The following is a 17,051-nucleotide window of genomic DNA, read 5'->3' as shown; positions in this document are numbered from 1 at the left end:
TCAGAGATCGAGCGTGAGGCGCGGCCCCTTGCAGCGGGACACGCAGATCATCATGACTTCGTTCGAGGCGCGCTCGTCCTCGTCGAGGACCGAGTCGCGGTGGTCGACCTCGCCGTCGACCACCTCGGTCTCGCAGGTGCCGCAGGTGCCCTCGAGGCAGGAGCCGAGCACGCTCACCCCGGCCGCGCGCACGGTTTCGAAGATGGACTTGTCGGCGGCCACCGGAATGGTCCGGCCCGAGCGTTGAAGCACCACTTCGAAGGCGGAGCCGCCGGAAGGGGAGACACCGGTGAAGCGCTCCAGTCGAAGGCTGCCGGGAGGCCAGGCCGAGCAGTGCCGTTCGACCGAGTTGAGCATGGGCTCGGGCCCACAGGCGTACACCAATGTGCCCGGTCGTGGCGTCCCCAGAATGACCGGCAGATCGAGCAGACCGGAGGGTACGAGGTGCACGCGGTCGCCGAAGCGGGCGAGCTCGCCGACGAACGCCATCGACGCGAGGGAGCGGCCGCCGTAGTGCAGCTCCCAATCGGCGCCGGCCGCCGACACCTGGTCGATCATCGGCAGCAGCGGGGTGATGCCGATGCCGCCGGCCAGGAAGAGGTAGCGCGGCGAACTCGCGACCGGGAAGTGGTTGCGGGGGCCGAGGGCCCGGACCCGGCTGCCCGCGGCGAGCCGGTGCGCGCGCTCCGATCCGCCCCGGCTGTCCGGCGCCCGGAGCACGGCGACCCGCCAGGATCTGGTGTCCTCGGTGCGGCCGCAGAGCGAGTACTGCCGGGTGAGGCCCTCGCCCAGGTCCAGGTCGATGTGCGCGCCCGGAGTCCACCGCGGCAGCTCGCCACCGTCCTCGCGGGCCAGCTCCAGCGCGACCACGCCGTCGGCCACCGGCCGGGCGTCGCGCACGACGAGATCCACTGTCGGCATGGCTCAGCGGCTCGTCACCGCGACGGGGAACCTCTTGATGCCGTTGACGAAGTTGGACCGCACCCGGGTCACCTCGCCGGCCGGCTCGATCGAGCGCAGCCGCGGCAGCAGCTCCTCCAGCATGAGCCGCACCTCCATGCGGGCCAGGCTGTTGCCCATGCACAGATGCGGGCTTCCCTTGCCGAAGGTCAGGTGATCGACGTTGGGCCGCGTGACGTCGATCCTGTACGGGTCCCCGAAGACCTCCTCGTCCCGGTTGCCCGAGGCGAACCACATGACGACCTTGTCGCCCTCGTGGATCGTTTTGCCGCCTAGTTCGACGTCGCGGGTGGCCGTACGCCGGAAGTGGTAGACCGGTGAGGCCCAGCGCAGCAACTCCTCCAGCCCCGAGGCGATCAGGCCCGGGTCGTCCTGGAGCAGCCGGAGCTGATCGGGCTGCTCCAGGAGGCCGAGCATGGCCTGGCTGATCGCGTGCCGGGTGGTCTCGTTGCCGGCGATGACCAGCAGCAGGAAGTAGTTGTCGAAGTCCCGGTCGCTCATCGGCACGCCGTCGCCCGGCATCTTGTTGGCCAGCAGGCTGATCAGGTCGGTGCCGTCGCCGCCCCGGCGGCGGTCGCGCAGCGCCCGGCCGTAGTCGAAGACGTCCTGTGTGGTCGGCGACCGGAACGGCAGGTGCTTGTACTTCTCGCTCTCCGGCGAGTCGAACTGGTGGTCGGTGTAGTCGGGGTCGGTGTTGCCGACCATCTCGTTGCCCCAGGCGATGAGCTGCCCGGTGTCGGACAGCGGCACGTCGAGCAGCCTCGCCAGCACCTGGATCGGGAAGTCGGCGCTGATCTTCTCGACGAAGTCGAACTCGGCCGACGACAGCGCCTCGTCGACGGTTTTCTTCGTGAGACCGCGCAGGAAGCTCTCGTAGTTCTTCATGAGATTGCGCGGGCTGAACTCGCGCGCGATCAGCTGGCGCAGCACCCGGTGCCGGTCACCGTCGGTCTCGAGGATGGAGCGCCGGATGTCCATCAGGTCGTCGTCGACCTCCTCGAGGTTGACGAACTTCTCGGAGGTGAACGTCTCCGGGTCGCGGCCGACCGCCCAGATGTCCTGATAGCGCGTCACGGCCCAGAACCCCTTGTTCGGGGCGGCCTCGGGGTTCCAGTGCACCGGGTCCTCCCGGCGCAGCGTGTCGAACTGGGCCCAGCCGAGGTTGCTCTGGAACCGGTCGTAGTCGGAGAGGTCGACCTCGTCGAGGGGTACGTGCATCGCGACTCCAAACTCATTCGGACCCAAACGATAACCACGGGTCGGCGACCGGGGCAAGAGTGCCGGGTATTGCGCCGCGCTGAGACGAGGTCCTATGGTCTCGCCTCACAGAATCGTTCGGACGCTAACGATCATCGGATCGAGAGGCAGGCGTCATGAGCACAGTCGACCGCCAGACCCACCACCTTCGCCGGGGCAGCCTCGGCGTCATCGGCATCTCCTTCTTCGTCATCTCGGCGGCCGCGCCGCTGACCGCCATGGCCGGCGGCGCGCCGGTCGCCATGCTGCTGGGCAACGGGCCGGGCATCCCGGCCGCCTACGTCGTGGTCAGCGTCCTGCTGCTGGTGTTCTCCGTCGGCTACACCGCGATGGCGCGCCACCACACCAGCACCGGCGCCTTCTACAGCTACGTCACCCGCGGCCTGCGCCAGCCGGCCGGCGGCGCCGCGGCCTGGATCGCCCTGCTCGGCTACAACGCCATGCAGATCGGCCTCTACGGCCTGTTCGGCTCGGCCGCGGCCGGCTTCCTCTCCGACCAGTTCGGGTGGGACGTCCCGTGGTGGGTGTTGTCGCTCATCGCGCTCGCCGTCATCGCGGTGCTCGGCTTCCGGCAGGTCGACCTGTCGGTCAAGGTGCTCGCCGTCCTCGTGCTGGCCGAGTTCCTGGTCGTGCTGATCCTCGACGTGGTCATCCTGGCCAAGGGCGGTGAGGGCGGCGGCGCCCCGCTCACCCTCGAGCCGTTCAGCTGGGGCGCGCTGACCTCGGGCTCGCTCGCCGTCGCGCTGCTGTTCAACACCGCCTCCTTCGTCGGCTTCGAGGCGACGACCATCTACAGCGAAGAAGCCAAGGACCCCAGGCGTACGGTTCCACGGGCCACCTACGTCGCGGTGCTCACCATCGGACTGTTCTACACGGTCACGACGTGGTTGATGGTGAACGCCCAAGGCCCGGACGGGCTCGTCGGCTTCCTGGGCGGCCTGCAGCCCGACCCGACGGCCTTCCTGTTCGTGCTCAGCGACACCTATCTCGGCGGGACGCTGACCACGGTCATGACGCTGCTCTTCGCCACCAGCGTCTTCGCGGCGCTGCTGGCCTTCCACAACGCGGTGTCCCGCTATCTGTACGCCCTGGGCCGCGAAGGGCTGGTCCCCGAACGACTGGGCCGTACCCACGCCGTGCACCTGAGCCCGCACGCCGGCTCGCTCAGCCAGTCCGTGCTGGCCGCGGTCGTGGTCGGCGTCTTCGCCCTGGCCGGACAGGACCCGGTGCTGGCCCTGTTCACCTGGCTGACCCAGCTCGGCACCCTGGCCGTCATGACGCTGATGGCCCTCGCCTCGTTCGCCGTCATCGCGTTCTTCCTGCGCCATCCGGATCTCGACCGCAACCGCCTGCGGACCTTCGCCGCCCCGCTGGCCGGCGGCCTCGCCCTGTCCGCCGTGGCGATCTACGCCGCCTCGCAGTTCGGCCTGCTGATCGGCGACCCGGACAGCCCGCTGAGCTGGGCCTTGCCGGCCCTGATCGTGGTGGCGGCGGTGGTCGGGGTGGCCTCGGCCCTCGTGCTGCGGGGGCGGAACCCGGGGCTCTACGCGGAGATGGGCCGGCATCGCGGCGACTGACGCACAGGCGCCATGTCGCCTTGTGGCCAGGCGATTTTTCACAACGGCGTAACCAAATATCCACATGCTTCACCGCAACCCCTCGATCCACAGGAGTTGCGCCTTGTTCCACTCAGTCCTGGCGGTCGTCACGACCGCCGCCCTGGCGACGGTGCCGGCCGGTCAACCCGCGCCGGCGCCCGCCGCCGCGCCTGAAGGTCAAGCGAGAACCGTCACCCTCATCACCGGCGACCGGATCACCGTTACCGGCACTGCCGTCGGCGTCGCCCGCGCCTCGGGTGGCGTCCGCTTCAGCACCTTCAAGGGCGACACGTACGCCTATCCCGACGCCGCGATGCCGTACGTGACCTCGGGCCTGCTCGACGAGGACCTGTTCAACGTCACCCAGCTGATCGCCGACGGCTACGACGACGCGCACACCGGCGCGACGCCCGTCATCGTCCAGTACGCCGGTGGGACCGCTCCGGCCGGCAAGCAGCCGGCCGGAGTGACACCGGTGCGGACCCTCGGCAGCATCGGCGGCGCCGCGCTGACCGTCGACCACGACGCTGCCGCCGGCTTCTTCGGCTCACTGACCGCCCGCAAGGGAACCTCGATGAAGGGCGGCATCTCGCGCGTCTGGCTGGACGGCAAGGCCCACGCCGACCTGGCCGACAGCGTCGCGAAGATCGGCGCCCCCGAGGTCTGGGCCGGCGGCGACACCGGGCAGGGCGTCGACGTCGCCGTCCTCGACACCGGCGTCGACACCGGGCACCCCGACCTGGCCGGGCGGATCGCCGGGACGGCCAGCTTCGTGCCCGGCCAGGAGGTCACCGACCGGCACGGGCACGGCACCCACGTGGCCTCCACGATCGCCGGCACCGGCGCCGCCTCCGACGGCAAGGAGCGCGGCGTCGCCCCCGGCGCCGAGCTGCACATCGGCAAGGTGCTCGACGACGCCGGCGAGGGACAGGACTCCTGGATCATCGGCGGCATGGAATGGGCCGCCCGCACCGCCAAGGCCAAGGTCATCAGCATGAGCCTGGGCGGCGGCCCGAGCGACGGCAGCGACCCGCTGAGCGTCGCGGTCGACCAGCTCAGCGCGGAGACCGGCGCCCTGTTCGTCATCGCGGCCGGCAACAGCGGCCCGGACGCGCAGACGGTCAGCGCCCCCGGCGCGGCCGACGCCGCGCTCACCGTGGGCGCGTCCGACAGCCGCGACCGGCTCGCCGTCTTCTCCAGCCGGGGCCCGCGCGTCGAGGACAACGCCCCGAAGCCGGACATCACCGCGCCGGGCGTGGACATCCTGGCCGCCCGCTCGCAGTACGCCCCGGAGGGCGAGGGCTCCTACCAGACGATGAGCGGCACCTCGATGGCCACGCCGCACGTGGCCGGCGCGGCCGCGCTGCTCGCCGCCCAGCACCCGGACTGGACCGGCACCCGGCTCAAGGACGCGCTGATGAGCACGTCCAAGGCGACGCCGTGGTCACCGGTCGAGTTCGGCGGCACCGGCCGCCTCGACGCCGCCGCGGCGGTGAAGGGCACGCTGTTCGCCACCGGCACGACGTTCCACGAGCTGAAGTTCCCGTACTCGCCCGGCCAGCGGGACACCCGGACCATCACCTACACCAACATCGGCGACGAGGCCGTCACCCTCGACCTGGCGTCGGCCAACGAGGCCTTCACCCTGCCGCGGCCGCAGGTCACCGTCCCCGCCCACGGCACCGCGACGGCCGAAGTGGTCGCTCCGCTCGACCCGATGCCCGACGACACGTACGCCATCGGCTCGGTCACGGCGACGAGCGAGGGCCAGAGCCTGCGTACGACTGTGGGCCTCAACCGCGAGGGCGAGCGCGCCGACCTGACCGTCAACACCAAGGGTCCCGACGGCAAGCCGCTGCCCGGCGTGCTCATTGTCAAGGACATCAAGCACGACACCGCACCGCGCGCCTACGAGGTGGGCGCCACCGGCTCGCTGACCCTGCGCCTGCCGGTCAGCACCTGGGCGCTGTGGCAGTACGCCGACGTGCCGGGCCTCCGCGGCCCGCACTCGCTGGGCATGGCCGTGCTGGCCGCGCCCGAGGTCGTCCTCGCCGCCGACCGTGAGGTCACGCTCGACGGCACCAAGCTGGTACCGGCCAAGGTGACCACTCCGGAACGCACCAGCATGGCCCAGCTGCGGGCCGACGTGTTCCGCTCGTACCCGGGCAAGCACCCGTTCGGCGACGACTACGTGGTGGGCCCCAGGTACGACAGCGTCTGGGCCACCCCGACCGGCAAGAAGGTCACCCAGGGCACGTTCACCTTCGGCACCCGCTGGAGCGCCGTCCAGCCTCCGCTGGCGCTGACCGTGGGCGGTCAGGTCTTCGACGATCTGCTGTGGCAGTCCGGCTCGCCCAAACTGGCCGACGGCGTCAAACGGGGCCAGGCCGTGCTGGTCAAGCCGGGCGGTTCCTTCGCGGCGGCCAAGGGCAAGGTCGCGGTCGTACGCTTCGTCGACGTCGACACGGCGATCACCCAGGCCGCGGCGGCGGCCAAGGCCGGCGCCACCCTGCTGGTCATCGTCAACTCCGGCACGGGCCGGCTGGACGCCTGGTGGGAGGTGGGCGACCCGCTCACCCCGCTGCCCGTCGCCGCCATCGCCCGCGACGAGGGCGAGCAGCTGATCGCCCGGCTCGGCCGGGGTGACGTGACCGTGGAGGCGCACCCCGCGCCCCACTACGTCTACGACCTGAGCAAATGGTTCTCCGGCACCGTGCCGTCCAGTCTGACCTGGCAGCCCCAGAAGCGTGACCTGGCCCGGGTCGAGCAGGACTTCCGCAGCCGTACCGCCGGCACCGGCCTGATGGCCCGCGGCGACCTGAACGCCGACCTCGACGCCTATCTGTTCGGCCCGGCGCTGACCGTCCCCGCCCAGGGCCGGCGCACCGACTGGGTCTCGGCCGGCTCGTGGATGGAGCAGGCCGGCGTCGCCCCGATCATCCAGGTCTCGGACGGGCACTCCTATCCGGCCGGCCGGACCAGCCACACGAGCTGGTTCGCCCCGATCGCCCGGCCCCGTCTGTTCGAGCGGGGCGGCCCGGCCCGCATCGGCGAGGTGGTCGCCTTCTTCGGGCTGGCGCCGTTCGGCGACGGCGATCCGCACCACCAGGGCAGCCTGGAGGAAGGGCTGACCCAGACCACGGCCCTCTATCAGGGCGGCACCGAGCTGGCCCGGGTCGACGGGGCCTTCTTCGACGTCGGCGTCGGCGCCGAGGCCACCCCGCTGCGGCTGGTCACCGAGACGGCGCACGCCGGCACGGTCACGCCGTACAGCACGAAGACGACGACCGACTGGACGTTCGTCGCGCCCGCCGTCGATCTGAGCCAGGACGTCACCGTCGAGCCGCTCGACCTCGTGCAGCTCGACTACACGGTGGCGACCGACCTGTCCGGCCGGGCCTCCCGGCGGGCCAGGCTCGGCGTGACCGCAAGCCGCCTCGACGGCACCGCGCTGCGGGCGGCGGTCAAGGTCGAGGTGTCGTACGACGACGGCCGCACCTGGCGGACGCTGCGCGGCAAGCTCGACGCCCCGCGGTCGGCCAAGTATGTCAGCGTGCGGGCGACCGCCGAGGACAAGGCGACGCGCTCCGCGGTCACCCAGACCGTCATCCGGGCCTTCGGGCTCTCGTAGAAGGGGCGGGCCCGGATCACGCCCGTGCCAGCGCACGAGATCCGGGCCCGCGGGGTGAAAGCTCAGGCCAGCGCCTCCCGCAGGGCCTTGCGGGCGTAGTGGGTGCGCGACTTGACCGTCCCGATCGGCACGCCGAGCCGGTCGGCGATCCGCTCGAGCGGCTCGCCGCGCAGGTAGACGTCGCTCAGCAACCTCCGGTGGGCCTCGCTGAGCTGGGCGAACGCCGAGCGCACGGCCTTGGACGCGAGCGCCGTGTCACCGGTCTCGTCGGTGCCGGTGGCCACCCAGGTCAGGTCGGCCACGCCCACCTCGACCGGCCGGTAGCGCCGCGAGCGCACCGAGTCGATGACCAGCCGGCGCGCCACCGTGAACAGCCAGCGGCGCTCCTCCTCCGAGTTGGGCGGCAGCCCGTTCACGTGCCGCCAGGCCCGCACCATCGTCTCCTGCGTGAGGTCCTCGGACGTCTGCCGCGCGCCCCGCGTGAGGTGGAGGATGAAGTAGTAGACGTCGCGCGAGTGCGCGGCGTGCAGGGCCGTCATGCGTGCGGTGGCGTCCACGACTCACCCGGCCGTGTGGAATCGGCGCAGCTTCTCCTGAACCGCGGCCGGGTTCTCCTCGGGCAGGAAATGGCCACCGGCCAGGCCTTCGCCCACCACGTCATCCGCCCAGCCGCGCCAGACCTCCATCGGGTCGTACCACGTGCCGACCGGACCGGCCGCGCTCCACAGCACCTGCACCGGGCAGGCGATCCGGCGCCCGTTCGCCTGGTCCTCGTCGTCGGCGGCGCGGTCGGTGGTCGCGCCCGCCCGGTAGTCCTCGCAGATGGCCCGGACGACATCGGGGTCGTTGACGAAATGCGAGTACTCGGCCAGCTTCCGCTCATCGATCCGTCGCAGCGATCCGCCGAACTGGACGTCGAAGAAGAACCAGTCCGGGTCGTGGACGATCAGGATCTCCGGGACCGGGTACGGCTGCGCCAGCATCGCCCAGTGCCAGTAGACCAGGGCGAAGCGGTCGTCCGCGCGCGCCCACACCTCGCCGGTCGGCACCACATCGAGGACGGTGAGGCGCCGTACGGCCGAGGGACTGTCCAGAGCGAGCCGGTAACCGACCCGCCCGCCCCGGTCGTGCCCGGCCACGTCGAACCGGTCGTAGCCGAGCTTGGCCATCAACCCCAGGACGTCGGCCGCCATGGCCCGCTTGCTGTAGGCGTGGTGCCGCGCGTCCGGCGCCGGCTTGGAGCTGCCGCCATAGCCGCGCAGATCCGGCGCCACCACGGTGAAGTCGCGGGCGAGTTCCCCGGCCACGGCCGACCAGCAGAGATGGGTCTCCGGATATCCGTGCAGCAACAGCAGCGGCGGCCCGGAACCACCCCTGCGGACCCGGAGCGTCTGGTCGCCGACCGTGATCTGCTCCAGGTCGTACCCGTCGAACCCAGGCATGGGAGTCTCCTCGCTTGGAAAAGAGCGGCGCCCGCCGGCGCCGTTGCCGGCGGGCAGCCGCGGCTCAGCTGGTGAAGGCGACCGCTTCGAGGATCGCCGCGGTGACCTCGTCGGGCCGGGAGGTCGCGATGGCGTGCGACGCGCCGGCCACCTCGCGGACGCCCTGCGGCGAGGACCGCTGCGCCTGCCAGCGGTAGACCTCGACCGGGATGTTGCGGTCGCTGTCGCCGAAGACCTCCCACGTCGGCAGGGTCTTCCAGGCCGGCTTGTCGGTGGAGAGCTCGTCGGTGAGCGCCTTCTGGGTCACCGAGCGCTGGGTGCGGCCGAGCAGGATGGCGTCCTCCAGTTCGAGGTCGGCGCCGAACTGCTCGGGGAACTTGGCCGGGTCGATCTTCAGCTCGGTGTTGCCGTCGGACAGCGGAAAGGTCACCAGCGCCTCGCCCAGCGTGCCGCCGGGGAACTTGCCGGACAGCGAGAACGCGGACTCGCCGTGGTCGGGCACGAACGCGGCCACGTAGACCAGCGCCCGCACCGGGTCGAGGCCGGTCGCCGCCTCGGTGATGACCAGGCCGCCGTACGAGTGGCCGACCAGGACGACCGGGCCGCCGACGCCGTTGACGACGTCGCGGACGTACTGGGCGTCACCGGCGAGGCTGCGCAGCGGATTGGCCACGGCGATGGCGTCGAGGCCCTGCTTGGCCAGCTCGGAGATGACCGGGTTCCAGGCGGTGGAGTCGGCGAACGCGCCGTGGACGAGAACTACGGTGGGCTTCATCGTTTCTCCTTATGCGAGACCGAATTTGATGGCCGCGATCGCCTGGGCGGTGGCGGCCCGCGAGGCGCGGGTGTCCTTGAGCGGGTTGAGCATCATGAAGTCGTGGATGGTGCCGTCGTAGCGGACGGTCGTGATCGGCACGCCGGCCGCGCGCAGCTTGGCCGCGTACGCCTCGCCCTCGTCGCGCAGCACGTCCGCCTCGTCGACGAGCAGGAAGGTCGGCGGCAGGCCCTTGAGGTCCTCCAGCGACGCCTGGTTCGGCGAGGCGGTGATCTCCGAGCGCACCGACTTGTCCGGCGCGTACTGGTCCCAGAACCACGCCATGGCCGCGGCGGTCAGGTGCGGTCCGTTGGCGAACTGCTTGTAGCTCTCGGTGTCCATCCGGGCGTCGGTCACCGGGTAGTACATCGAGACGTGCTTGAAGGCGACGTCGCCGCGCTGCTTGGCGAGCAGGCTGACGGCGGCGGTCATGTTGCCGCCGACCGAGTCGCCGGCCACGGCCAGGCGCGACGCGTCCAGGCCCTCGGCGGCGCCCTCTTTGACGATCCACTGCGCGGTGGCGTACGCCTGCTCGATGGCCACCGGGTAGTGGGCGTCCGGGGACGGAGTGTACTCGACGAAGACGAACGCGAAGCCGGTGCCGATGGTGAGCTGGCGGACCAGCCGGTCGTGGGTGCCGTTGTTGCCGAGAACCCAGCCGCCGCCGTGGATGTAGAGCACGGCCGGCAGCGGGCCGGTCGCGCCGACCGGCTTGACGATGCGGACCCGCACGTCGCCGGCGTCAGCCGGCACGGTGATCCACTTGTCGTCGACCTCGGGCAGGTCGGTCAGGCCGGCCTGAACACCGTCGAGAATCTTGCGGGCCTCGACCGGCGTGACCTGATAGACGAACGGCGGCTGGGCGGCCGCCTCGCCGAACGCCTGTGCGGCCGGCTCCAGAACGATGTCGGACACTTCTGTTCTCCGTTCCTCGGGCATGGGATGAAGCTAGGAAGTCGCAGTGGAGAACCAGTGACGTCGCGGTGACGGCCTACGCGGCCAGGCTCACCAGCGGCGCCGGGTCGCCCGTCCGGGACACCTCGGTGAAGGCGGTGAGCAGGTCGCGTTGCTCCGCCGACGACACCCGGCTGTCATTGGAGGTCGCGAGCCGGGTCCGGGCCCGGCGGGTCAGCTGGCGCGCGTGGGCCTCGGTGACGCCGAGCAGGCCGGCGATCTGGCGGTAGGGGAGCGCGAACGCCTCCCGCAGCAGGAAGGCGACGCGTTCGCGGGGGCCGAGGCGCGACAGCAGCAGCGCCATCGCGCCCCGCAGTTCGTCGGCCTCCACCACCATGGCCGCCGGGTCGTCGCCGGGGCGGGCCTGATCGGCCGGCCAGAGCCCGACCGGGCTCTGGTGCCGGGCGTACGCGGTAGTGGTCCGGGTCAGGGACAGGCGGGTCGTGGTGCGGCTCAGGAACGCGGGGGCGTCGCGGACCACCGAGCGGTCCGTGCCGTTCCAGCGCAGCCACGCGTCCTGCACGACGTCCTCGCCGTCCGGGCCCGCGATGCCCCGGGCGATGCGGAGCAGCCGATCACGTACGCCGAGAAAGTCGTGCAGGCCGTCGTCGATCGTCATGGTTCCTCGCATGGCAGGAACGCTAGGAATTCTCAGTGTTGGTCGAGTGCCGATGCAGTGACGTACGGGAACTCGCCGCTGGTGCGGACCGCGGTCAGCCCGGTGCTCACGGCCGAGTTGGTGGCCAGCGAGAACATCACCTCGGGGGCGTTGTCACTCAGGTGCCGCCCGTTGAAGTCGGTGAAGCCGAAGATCGCGGCCGTGCCGACCTGATAGGGCAGGGTGTCGGGCAGGATCCGCTGGGCGACGGCCAGGGCGTACGCCTCGGGCCGGGCCGATGTGCCCAGGCGCCGCACGGCCGCCGCGACCAGGCCGCGCACCTGACCGCCGTAGCGGGCCCAGTCCTCGCCCGGGTGGGTGCCGTTGGCCGCGCTCGCCTCGTCGCCGCCGGCGTCGCGGAAGATCGGCCAGATCATCGGCAGGCCGGCCCGGCCGGTCTGGTGCCAGCCGCCGGCGTCGGTGGCGAGCAGCGAGGCACTCCACACCCGGATCATGCGGTCCGGAAAGAGCTGCCCGTCGCGGTGCGGCACCCGCAGCACGATGCTCCATACCGAGGAGCCCTCGAACGTGTTGGTGGCCTTGCCCGGCAGATAGCCGGTGATCTCGGCGTCCTCGCCGTGGATGACCAGCCGGTCGACCGCGGCCAGCTGTGACAGGTCCAGATAGAACGGATCGAGCGCGCGGCCGGTCCAGGCCCGCAGGCCGTCCGGGCCGTCGACCGGCTGGCCGGCCGGGCCCGACGCGATCTCGGCGCCGTCGCGGGTGATCCGCACCGCGCCCTCGGTGAAGGTGAAGCCGAAGACCAGGTTCTCGGCCGGCGAATCGTCCAGGTGGATCCGGAACTCGTAGCGGCCCTCCTCGTGGAACCCGTCGGCGACGGCGTCACCGGCCAGCGAGGTCCGTACGTTCATCACGAAGACGGTCGCGTCCAGGTCGTCGAAGACGTACTGGTCGGTGATGTTCAGGCGCGGATCCTGGCGGGCCTGGGGCGAGTCCAGGTGGTGTGACATGGGGTTTCCCTCCGTTGCTCCTGCGGTGTCGCGGTCACCGTAGGAGCCGGGGGTGCGCATCGACTGACGATGCGGTGACAGGCGGCTCGGCCGCCGTCGCGAGGGCCGGCGCCGGGACACCGGCCCTGGTCGCCGCGCAGACGACCCGCCGCCACCGCGGGCACCAGTCGCGCAGCGCGAGCGTGAAGTACGGGTCGTCGAGCAGTCCCTCGTCCGGCGCCGCGGTCAGCGCCTCCCGGGCGTACGTCAGCAAGCGCCCGGCCAGCGCCGTGCCGCCGCGCCAGGCCCCGGCGACCGCGGCCAGGTCCATTCCCCAGCCGTAGGCCGCGCCGGCCGCCCGCAGCCGTTCGAAGGCCCGCGCGTACGCGACCGCGCGGGCCGCGTTCCACGCCGCGCGGATCTCGGGAACGGTGACCGTGAGGGCGCCGATCGGCGGTGGCTGATCCTTGGGCACGGCGGCCTCGGTGATCATCTCGTCGGCCTGCCAGGCGGCCAGGATCCTGCGGTCTCCGACCAGGGCGTACGCCTCGGCGGCCAGTGAGGCCTCGGCCGCGGCCAGTTCCTCGTACACCTGGCCCGCGAAGTGACCCGCGCTGCCCGCGCCGGCGTAGGCCACGCACGGGACGTTCTGAAATCGCGCCGCGGTGGCGTTCAGCAGGGGGAGAAGCCGTTGGTAGGCGCCCCGATCACCGCCGATCACATAGGAGGGCCCGTGTTCGATGGTGCGTGGCCGGCCGGCGATCCCGCATCCGGCGAACAGCACGCCGGAGCCGCGCAGCCAGGCCGCCCGCCGTCCCGTGTCGGAGAACCGCGACGCGCAGCCGTCGGCCACCACGTCACCCGGCTCGAGCACGGGCAGCAGTTCGGCCAGCAGGTCGTCCAGTTCCGAGCCGTCCAGCAGGATCAGCACGCGCGGCGCGCTCAGCGATTTCGCCATCCCGGCCGCGCCGTGCCGATCGGCGACCGCGACGCGATAGCCGTGCCCGGTCAGATTGCGCACGAAGGCCGCGCCCCGCTCGCCGTGGGTCACCACACCGATCGTCGTCATGCCCGCACCCAACGACCGGCGCGGATCTCCGTTCGAGATCTGTGTCAGCGCTCACCCAGGCGGTCGCGCAACTGGGCCGCGACCGGGCCGACCGGCTCGGCGAGGGCGTCCAGCGCCTCGCGCCAGTGCTGCCGGGCCGCTCGCGGGTCGCCCGCCTCCCGGCAGGCGTCGCCCATGGCCAGCTGCACTTCGGCCAGGGCGGCCGGGCTGCCCGCCCGCTTGTAGGCGCCGGCCGCCTCCTCCCAGCGGGCCATCGCCTCCTCGGGGCGGCCCATCTCGCGGTAGAGGTTGGCCAGCAGGTCCCAGCTGTGCCCGGCGCCGAGCTCGTCGCCGATGTCCCACGACAGCGACAGCGTCTCGCGCAGCAGGTCCTGGGCGTCGCGGGTGTGCCCGAGCCGGGCCCGGCTGCCGGCCAGCGTGCGCAGCGCCCGGGCCTCGTTGACCCGGTTGCCGGTCGACCGGAAGATCTCCAGGGCGCGCTCGCTGTGCCGCACGGCCTCCTGGTGCTCGTCGTGCTCGGCCCGCACGTAGGCCCAGTTCAGCTCGACCATGGCCAGGCCCGGCCGGTCGCCGAGCCGCTCGAACAGCGCCGCGGCGCGGGTCAGGTGCTCCGGCGCCTCGTCGTCCCGTTCGGCGTTGAACAGCGCCCCGGCCAGGCTGCGGTGCAGGTGCGCCTGCCCGGCCAGGTCGCCGTCGGCCACCGCGGCGGCCAGGCCGCGGCGCATGGTCGTCTCCCAGGCCGGCAGGCGGCCGGTGAAGTGCAGGTGGGTCTGCAGGGTCAGGGCCACGTGCCAGGCCACGCCGGGTGGCCCGTACTCGACGATCGCGTCCAGCACCCGCCGCTCCGCGTCGAACCAGGCCATCGCGTCCTCGGGCCCGGCGAAGGCGGGCACGGTCACCCCGGCCCGGGGCGCCGGCGGCCGCGGCGGTGGCAGCGCGCGGGCGAGCAGCTCCTGCGCCTCGTAGGCGCCCGACCGGTAGAAGTCGTGGATCCGGCCCAGCGCCTCCCGGCGGTCCCCGGGCCCGTCGTGGCGGGCGCTCAGGTCGGCCGCGTACTGCCGGAGCAGATCGTGCATGTGGTGGCGGCCGGCCCGGGACTGGGTCAGCAGGTGGGTGGCCAGCTCGCCCAGCAGCATCCGGGCCGCCCGGTGCTCGACCGCGGCCAGCGAGGCCGCGGCGGTGACCGTCACGTCGGGGCCCGGGTGCAGCGACAGCAGCCGGAACATCCGGGCCGCGCCCGGGCTCAGCGCCCGGTACGACCACGAGAAGACCGCGCTCAGGTCGGTGTCCTCGTCGGCGCCGAACGCGTCCAGCCCGGCGCCGGCCTCGGCCAGCTCCTCGGCGATGTCGGCCAGCGGGGTGTCGGGCAGGGCGGCCGCCCGGGCCACCACCACCGAGGCCGCCAGCGGCAGCCGGCCGGTGCGCGCGATGATCTCGTCGACCGCCTCCGGCTCGGCCTCGACCCGCCGGGCGCCGAGACGGTTGACCAGGCCCTCGCGCACCTCGTGGGGCGACGGCAGGTCCAGCGGCACCGGATGGGCGCCGCCGGTGGTGATCAGGCCGGTGATCCGCACCCGGCTGGTGACGACGGCCAGGCTGCCCGGCGCCGAGGGCAGCAGGTGCCGCACCTGCTCGAAGTCGCGGGCGTTGTCGAGGACCACCAGCACCCGGCGGCCGGCCAGGATGCTGCGGTAGAGCCCGGCCAGCGCGTGCAGCTCGGCCGGCAGCGTCTCCTGCGGCACCCCGAGCGAGCCCAGGAAGCCGCGCAGCGCCTCGTCCGGCGTCATGGCGGTGCCCTGGGCGGCGAAGCCCCGCAGGTCGGCGAAGAGCTGACCGTCCGGATAGGACTCGGCGATCCGGTGCCCGAGGTGCACCGCGAAGGTGGTCTTGCCGATGCCCGGCATCCCGTCCACGGCCAGCGTCACCGCCGCCCGCCCCTGCCGGTGCCCCTCGTCGATCAGGCCGGTGGCCCGGGCCAGCACCGATTCGCGCCCGGTGAAGAAGGGCTGGTCGGGGGGAAGCTGGGCGGGGACGAGGCCCTGCTCCTTGGGCGCCGCGACGGGCCCGCCCTTCTGGTGCAGCAGCCGGTCGTACGCCTCCGCGAGCTCCGGGCCGGGGTCGATGCCGAGCTCGTCGGCGAGCCGGTGGCGTACCTCCTGATAGGCCTCGACCGCCTCGGCCTGCCGTCCGTCGGCGGTGAGCGCGGCGATCAGCCGGGCCTGCAGCGGCTCGTCCAGCGGCGACCAGCCGACGGCCTGGCGCAGCGCCGGGATGACCGCGCGGGCCTGCCCGTGGGCCAGGGCGGTGTCGGCGGCGTCGCGCGCGGCCTGCGACCGCTCGCCGTCGATGGCCACGAAAGTCGGATGGCCGCGCTCCAGACCGGCCGCGCACGGCCCGTGCCACAGCCCGAGGGCCTCGGTCCACATCGGCACGGCCCGGCCCGGATCGGGCTCCTGGCGGGCCCGGCCGGCGAGCCGCCGGAACCGCAGCAGGTCGAGCATGTCCTCGCCGACCTTGAGCTGATATCCGGCGGCGTGCCGCACGAGGTGGTCGCCGACCGCGCGCACCGGCAGGTCCGGCTCGATGAGCCGGCGCAGCGTGCCGATGTAGCGGTGCACGACGTTGACCGCGCTGGTCGGCGGGTCCTGCTCCCACACGGCGTCGACCAGCTCGCCGAGACCGACCACCGAACCCGCCCGGGCCAGCAGCAGCGCGAGCACGAGGCGCTGCTGCCGGCCGCCCAGGTCGAGGTCGGTGTCGCCCCGCCACGCCCGGACGGGGCCGAGGATGGTGAATCGCACCGGTGCCATGACCATCGTTATAACCCTCTGCCGCGTCGGAAACCTTGGAGCGCTCCCAACTCTCGTCCGACCGGCGGGCGAAAACATCAGTCGGATGACTATCCGGCGACTGGCTACTTGCCGGCGGCGCGGGCGGCCAGCCAGTCGGCGAACCGCGTCGGGGCCGTGCGGAAGCCGGCGTCCGGGGTGAGCGAGTCGTCGTCGAGCACCGCGCCGAAGTAGGCGGTGTCCGGGTCGGCCACGACCGTACGCGGGTCGCCGTCGACCGCGAGGATCTGCCGGCCCAGCTCGTCCAGCGGGATCGCCTCGGGGCCGGCCACCTCGACCAGGCCGTTGACCGGCTCGGCCAGCGCGACCTCGGCGACCAGGGCGGCCACGTCGTCGGCGGCCATCGGCCGCAGCTTGGCCGGGGTGAGCCGGACCGTGTCGCCGTCGGCGCCGGTCTCCGCGATCGCCTTGACGAACTCGTAGAACTGGGTGGCTTTCACGATGGTGTACGGCGTGTGGCCGTCCCGGATCATCTCCTCCTGCACGACCTTGGCCCGCATGTAGCCGCTGTCGCGCAGCTTCTCGGCGCCGACGATGGAGAGCGCGACGTGGTGGCGTACGCCCGCCGCGGCCTCGGCGTCGAGCACGTTGCCGGTCGAGGTCTTGAAGAAGCTCATCACCGCGTCGTCGGCGAAGCTCGGCGAGTTGGAGACGTCGACGACCACTTGCGCGCCGTCGAGCGCGGCGGCCAGACCCTCGCCGGTGAGGGTGTTGACGCCGGTGTTGGGGGCGGCCGCGACGGCCTCGTGCCCCTGGTTGGCCAGGCGCTTGACCACGTTCGAGCCGATCAGCCCGGTGCCACCGATGACCACGATCTTCATGTCCACTCCTTCGTCGTTGTCGTCGGAACCGAAGCTAGGGAGAACGGG

Annotated in this window: 13 protein-coding genes; 2 read left to right on the top strand and 11 right to left on the bottom strand. The window is 72.4% G+C overall.

Going from position 1 to position 17,051, the window contains the following annotated elements; genetic code table 11:
- Window positions 1-921, bottom strand: a complete 921-nt coding sequence (locus ACFY36_RS39940; RefSeq protein WP_499751104.1) for a PDR/VanB family oxidoreductase — start codon at window positions 919-921, stop codon at window positions 1-3.
- Between the two features lie 3 nt (window positions 922-924).
- Entirely contained in the window at window positions 925-2,178 is a 1,254-nt protein-coding gene (locus tag ACFY36_RS39935; protein WP_499751103.1) for a cytochrome P450, read from the bottom strand.
- Window positions 2,179-2,333: 155 nt separating this feature from the next.
- Here ACFY36_RS39935 and ACFY36_RS39930 point away from each other — a divergent pair, with 155 nt between their 5' ends.
- Both ACFY36_RS39930 and ACFY36_RS39925 read left to right on the top strand, forming a co-directional pair.
- The gene (locus ACFY36_RS39930; RefSeq protein WP_499751102.1) at window positions 2,334-3,794 is read left to right on the top strand and encodes an APC family permease; all 1,461 of its coding nucleotides are present in this window, start codon (window positions 2,334-2,336) and stop codon (window positions 3,792-3,794) included.
- A 103-nt stretch (window positions 3,795-3,897) separates the two neighbouring features.
- The gene (locus tag ACFY36_RS39925; RefSeq protein WP_499751101.1) at window positions 3,898-7,446 is read left to right on the top strand and encodes a S8 family serine peptidase; all 3,549 of its coding nucleotides are present in this window, start codon (window positions 3,898-3,900) and stop codon (window positions 7,444-7,446) included.
- Window positions 7,447-7,508: 62 nt separating this feature from the next.
- On the opposite strand, the gene ACFY36_RS39920 is transcribed toward ACFY36_RS39925, so the two are convergent.
- The 9 genes from ACFY36_RS39920 to ACFY36_RS39880 all read right to left on the bottom strand — a co-directional run bounded on the left by ACFY36_RS39920 (window position 7,509) and on the right by ACFY36_RS39880 (window position 17,003).
- A complete protein-coding gene (locus tag ACFY36_RS39920) occupies window positions 7,509-8,003 on the bottom strand; it encodes a sigma-70 family RNA polymerase sigma factor (RefSeq protein WP_499751100.1) in 495 nt (164 codons plus the stop codon).
- Window positions 8,004-8,006: 3 nt separating this feature from the next.
- The gene (locus ACFY36_RS39915; protein ID WP_499751099.1) at window positions 8,007-8,888 is read right to left on the bottom strand and encodes an alpha/beta fold hydrolase; all 882 of its coding nucleotides are present in this window, start codon (window positions 8,886-8,888) and stop codon (window positions 8,007-8,009) included.
- Window positions 8,889-8,952: 64 nt separating this feature from the next.
- Window positions 8,953-9,663 (bottom strand): alpha/beta fold hydrolase, encoded by a 711-nt coding sequence (locus ACFY36_RS39910; protein WP_499751098.1) that lies wholly within the window; start codon window positions 9,661-9,663, stop codon window positions 8,953-8,955.
- Between the two features lie 9 nt (window positions 9,664-9,672).
- A complete protein-coding gene (locus tag ACFY36_RS39905) occupies window positions 9,673-10,617 on the bottom strand; it encodes an alpha/beta hydrolase (protein ID WP_499751097.1) in 945 nt (314 codons plus the stop codon).
- A gap of 76 nt (window positions 10,618-10,693) precedes the next feature.
- Complete coding sequence (locus ACFY36_RS39900; protein ID WP_499751096.1) at window positions 10,694-11,287, bottom strand: sigma-70 family RNA polymerase sigma factor; 594 nt, start codon at window positions 11,285-11,287, stop codon at window positions 10,694-10,696.
- Between the two features lie 20 nt (window positions 11,288-11,307).
- Window positions 11,308-12,285, bottom strand: coding sequence for a DUF4331 family protein (locus ACFY36_RS39895; protein ID WP_499751095.1), 978 nt, complete (start codon window positions 12,283-12,285; stop codon window positions 11,308-11,310).
- Between the two features lie 34 nt (window positions 12,286-12,319).
- On the bottom strand, window positions 12,320-13,333 hold the full coding sequence (locus ACFY36_RS39890; protein ID WP_499751094.1) for an NAD(P)-binding domain-containing protein: 1,014 nt from the start codon (window positions 13,331-13,333) through the stop codon (window positions 12,320-12,322).
- A 44-nt stretch (window positions 13,334-13,377) separates the two neighbouring features.
- The gene (locus ACFY36_RS39885; protein WP_499751093.1) at window positions 13,378-16,143 is read right to left on the bottom strand and encodes an AfsR/SARP family transcriptional regulator; all 2,766 of its coding nucleotides are present in this window, start codon (window positions 16,141-16,143) and stop codon (window positions 13,378-13,380) included.
- A 104-nt stretch (window positions 16,144-16,247) separates the two neighbouring features.
- On the bottom strand, window positions 16,248-17,003 hold the full coding sequence (locus ACFY36_RS39880) for an SDR family oxidoreductase (protein WP_499751092.1): 756 nt from the start codon (window positions 17,001-17,003) through the stop codon (window positions 16,248-16,250).
- Window positions 17,004-17,051: the final 48 nt, after the last annotated feature.

The organism is Actinoplanes sp. NPDC000266 (assembly GCF_042899005.1).
Classification (GTDB): domain Bacteria; phylum Actinomycetota; class Actinomycetes; order Mycobacteriales; family Micromonosporaceae; genus Actinoplanes.
This window is presented reverse-complemented; position numbering and strand designations above follow the sequence as displayed.